General features: G+C 62.6%; 1 protein-coding gene. It reads right to left on the bottom strand.

Features of this window, described 5'->3' with window-relative positions:
- Positions 1-5,265: non-ribosomal peptide synthetase (locus tag J7357_RS18680; RefSeq protein ID WP_209248783.1), on the bottom strand; the 5,265-nt coding region annotated here is incomplete at both ends.

Here is a 5,265-nt window from a genome sequence, read left to right as displayed (position 1 = left end):
GGCCTGGCGGTTGAGCTCGGCATAGGACAGCACCTGTTCCTCGAAGCGCAGCGCCGGCGCGTCGGGCGTACGGGCGGCACTGCGCTCGAACGGCTCGTGCAGGCACAGGTGCTCGGAGTAGGGGGCCGCCGTGTCGTTCCAGTCCACCACCATCCGCCGGCGCTCGTCGGGCGGCAGCACATCCAGTCCACCCAATGGCCGTGTGGGTGATACAGCCAGGGCCTCTGTCAACGACGTCAATGCGGTCTGCAGCATCGCGCAGACCAAGGCCGGATCCACACCAGCGGTGGATTGCACGGCCAGCAAGAAGTCGTCGCCGAGGTCATCGACATTCAGCACGAGCGGATAGTTGGTGCGCTCCTCGCTGCGGATCTCTTGGATCTGGTCTAGGAGCGCGTGATCCCGGTCGTCCGGCGTGGCGTCGATGCCATGCCGATAATTGAGAATTGCCGTGAACAGCGGTGCCTGCGGAGGAAGCAGCGCACAGCGTTGTGCCAGTGCCAGCGACGCTTGCTCATGGCCGATCAGTTCAGTGAGTCGGCGATGGGTTTCGCGTACGCCTTCGGCAGCGCCTGTGTCATCAGCGGGTACGAGCAACGGCAAGGTATTGATGAATGGACCGAAGATGCGATCTGCGGACTCACCACTGGCCAAACGACCGAACAGGACTGTGCCGAACACTGCATCTGTGCGTCCGGAGGCGCGTGCAATCACTTGTCCCCAGGCCACGTGCAGCATACTTGCGGCGTTGACGCCGAGTCGACGTGCCTGCTGCCTTATGCAAGACGAAAGGGCAGAGGGGAGTCGGATCCGAGCTTCGCTGACGCTCGTGCCGTCGCCATGCACATCACGCAGCCCGAACGGCGTGGTGGGCTCTTCAACGTCCGCAAGCATGCTGCGGAAGAACCGCTCTTGGCTTTCCGCATCGCCGGCACGCCGCGCGCGCATGACAGCAAGCTTGAATGGCAGTGGAAACGGCAGTTCCGCCTCCCGGCCTTGGATATGTGCAAGGATCTCGTGATCCAGCAACTGCGCGGTGGTGACATCGTCGATGACATGATGCACCAGGCGCATGGCCAACCATTCGCCAGTAGCTACATCACGGGCGGCATACAAACGGATGAGGGGCGCCTGCCCAAGATCCAGGCGTTTCCGTCGAGGATCGATGCATGCGACCATCCGCTCCTCGAATTCGCCATGGCCATCGCCAACATCGATGGTCTCGACATGGAGCGGAGCTTCGCGCCAGACGACCTGCACGGGTTCGCTCAGTCCTTCCCATACAATCCCGGTACGCAATGCATCGTGACGCGAGATAACTGTCGACAATGCAACGGCATAGGCATCGAGCGCTGCGCGATCGCGGAAACGCATCAAATTCCACATCAGGTACGGGTCGCTCTCCCGTTCCATCATGTGATGGAACAGCAGGCCCTCCTGCAGATGGGTGAGGGGATAGACGTCCTGCAGGTTGCGTGCACCGCCTGGCACACCTTGCACGATCCTGTCTATCTCGTCCTGGGTGAGCTTCACCAACGGCAGAATGTCGGGCGTGATGCGTTCTGTGCCTTCGGCAATCGGCCCTGGCACGAACGACATGTCCTCCGCGCCGCTGGTCAACGTGGTCGCAAGCTGCGAAAGTACGGGCGTGCGGAATAGATTCAACACGTTCGCCCGCACCCCCTTGCCGCGCAACTGCTCGATGACGCGGATGGCGAGCAGGGAATGTCCGCCGAGTTCGAAGAAGTGATCGTGACGGCCGACCTCACGAACGCCGAGCACCTCGCTCCAGATGGCCGCGATCGCGGTTTCCGTTGGCCCGACCGGTGACTCGTATGCACGGTCGGTGAGCGGCGCGGCGTCCGGGGCGGGCAGGGACTTGCGGTCCAGCTTGCCGTTGCTCGTCACCGGCATGGCATCCACCCGCACATAGGCCGACGGCACCATGTAATCAGGAAGCCGGGTCGCAAGTTCGGCCGCCAACGAAGAGGCAACCACATCGCTGTCGGCGGCGTAGTAGGCGACTAGGCGCCGGTCCCCGGGCACGTCCTCGCGTACGAGAACCACCGCCTCACGTACCCCCGGGCAAGTACCAAGCTGCGCTTCGATCTCGCCCAATTCGATACGCAATCCGCGAAGCTTCACCTGGAAATCGTTGCGTCCGACGAATTCGATGTTGCCATCCGCACGGAAGCGGGCGAGGTCGCCTGTTCGGTACAAGCGATCGCCCGCCAGGAAGGGATTCGCGACGAAGCGCTCGGCCGTCAGCTCGGGGCGGTTGAAGTAGCCGCGTGCGACGCCGACGCCGCCAATGCACAGCTCGCCAACCACACCAATGGCTGCAGGCTCGTTGTGGCCGTCCAAGATGTAGGCGAACGTGTTGTCGATCGGCCGGCCGATCGGCACGGCCTGACCTTCGACGAAGGGTCGCGGGCAGCTCCAGGCGGTGACGTCGATCGTGGCTTCGGTTGGCCCATAGAGGTTATGCAGCGCTGCCTCTTCGAAGGCAGCGACGAAGCGTCGTGCCAGAGTGGACGGCAATTCTTCTCCGCTGCAAAACACGTTACGCAGGCTTATACAGGTGCGCGCCCGCTTGTTTTCGAGAAACAGCTGCAGCATCGAAGGAACAAAATGGATGGTAGCCGCACCGTGTGCCTGGATCAGGTCGACGAGATAATCGGGGTCCCGATGTCCCTCCGGCCGTGCGACGACAAGGGGCGCGCCGTGGATCAGGGTGCCGAAGATCTCCCACACCGAAACATCAAAGGTAAAGGGGGTCTTCTGTATCGCGATGTCTTCTTGCCCGAGACCGTAGGCGTTGCGCATCCAGAGCAGTCGATTGATCAGCGAGTGGTGCTCGATCATCGCCCCCTTTGGCCTGCCGGTGGAACCGGATGTATAGATCATGTAGGCGACGCAGCGCCCATCCAGGCCAACTTCGGCGATCGGCAGGTCGCTATCGTCTGCACTGGCCCAATCCATCGCATCGCCGAGAAGGTCGATGATCGGCATCTTCGCGTTTGCCGCCATCGCGTGGGCCGCCTCGATCAACGGGCGGGCAACTTGGTGCGTAAGCACCACCATCGGGTCTGCGTCCTCGAGCATGAATGCAAGGCGTTCAACCGGATAGGATGGCTCCATGGGGACGTACGCGCCGCCGGCCTTCACGATGGCGAGCAAGCCGATGTACATTTCAAAGGAGCGTTCGACGCAGATCGCCACGCGAAGACCCGGTCTCACACCCAGCGACCGCAGGTGGCGAGCGAGCCGGTTCGCCTCCCGGTTGAGTTCACCGTACGAGCGTGACTGCGCCTCGAAATGCAAAGCCACCGCATCCGGCGCCTCCGCGACCCGATCCTCGAAAATCTGGTGGATGCAACGCTCTGCAGGATAGGGGACGACGGTATCGTTCCATTCGACTACAAGGCGATGGCGCTCTTCCGTAGGCAGCATGCGCAACGCTTCGATGCCCCGGCTGGAATCGCTTGCCACTTCGACGAGGATTTGACGAAGGTAATTGGCGAACCGCTGTGCGGTGGACGTATCGAATAGGGCAGTCGCATAATTGAGCGTGCCTTTTAGAACATCTTCAGATTCGCGCATATCCAGCGCAAGGTCGAACCGAGCGAACGGCTCGGATTGCTCCAACGGCTTGATGATCGCTTCGTCCAGCGAGAACTCCGCGCGTTCCATGTTCTGCCAAGAGAACATCACCTGGAAGATCGGCGAGTAGGACAAGCTGCGTGGCGGATTGACGATTTCTACGATCTGCTCGAATGGGAGACTCTGCTGCTCCTGCGCGGCAATCGTTGTCGCCCGTATCCGTTCCAAAAGCATTGCGATACTGGGATCACCGGAAAGATCAATGCGGAGAGCAAGCGTATTGACGAAGAAGCCGACCATCCCTTCTAGGTCGTGTCGCGGCCGATTAGCCACCGGCGTGCCGATCACCAAGTCCTGCTGGCCCGACAATCGCGCCAGCACGATGGCCCAGGCCGCCAGCACGGTCATGTACAGCGTGGTGCCGCAGCGGCGGCTCAGCGACTTCAGTTCGGCCGTGGTCTGCGCATCGATCTCAAGGGCCACCGTATCGCCCGCGAATGCCTGCACCGCCGGACGCTGACGATCCGTGGGAAGCTCCAGCAATGCCGGCGCGCCTGCCAGTTGCTCCCGCCAGTAAGCGGCCTGTTCGGAAAGCGTCTCGTTCGATAGCCAACGCCGCTGCCAAACGGCGTAGTCCACATAGCGGATCGGCAGGGTGGGCAATGAGGCAGGCGTCCCCCGTGCGAATCCTGCATATAGCGCGCTCAGTTCTCGGATCAGGATCGTATTGGACCAGCCGTCGGAGACGATATGGTGGACCACGATCGACAACACCCAACGCTCGTCGCCGCAGCGGATCAGGCGGCCACGCACCAGCGGGGCACGGCTCAGGTTGAACGGGGCGCTCGCTTCGCAATCGAGCAACGCAGCGACGGCGTCCGCCTGATCGTGCACTTCACGCAAGTCATCGAATGCGAGCGGGAAGGGCGTATCGGGTGATGCGATCCGCTGGATGGGGTCGCCATCGATAGTCATGAAGCAGGTGCGCAATGACTCGTGGCGGACGACCAGTGCATCCAGCGCACGTTGCAGCGCCAGGGAGTCGAGGCGGCCGCGCAGTTCCATCGCTGCAGGAATGTTGTAGGCCGCGCTGAGCCCCTCCATCTGCGCCAAAAACCACAGGCGCTGCTGCGCAAACGAGAGCGGAAAATCCTGCTCCGCCTCCAGCCGTACGATCGGTTCCAACGCGCTTGTCTTATGTACTGCCATACCACCCGCGAACCCAGCAAGGGTGGGGCATGTGAAAACATTGGCGAGTGGCACCGCAACCGACAGCTCACGCTGGATGGTGGACAGCATTCGCACGGCGAGCAGGGAGTGTCCCCCGAGTTCGAAGAAGTTGTCGTGCCTGCCGACGCGCTCCACGCCCAGGATCTCCGACCAGATCCGGGCGATCACGTCCTCCACTTCGCCCACTGGTGCCTCATAAGGGCGGCTCAGGTACGCGCCGCCGTCCGGGGCTGGCAGCGCCTTGCGGTCCAGCTTGCCGTTGGCCGTCACCGGCATCGCCTCCAGCGGCAGATAGGCCGTGGGGACCATGTACTCCGGCAACCGCGCCGTCAGGCGCGCCAGCAGCCCATCCACCGTCACCTGCGCGCCCGGCTCGCAGGTGTAGTACGCCACCAGGCGTTTGTTGCCCGGCACGTCCTCCCGCGCCAGCAC

It is taken from the genome of Xanthomonas sp. D-109, from assembly GCF_017746095.1.
GTDB lineage: Bacteria > Pseudomonadota > Gammaproteobacteria > Xanthomonadales > Xanthomonadaceae > Xanthomonas_A > Xanthomonas_A sacchari.
Note: the sequence above shows the minus strand (reverse complement) of the source record. Positions and strands in the feature narration are given on the sequence as shown.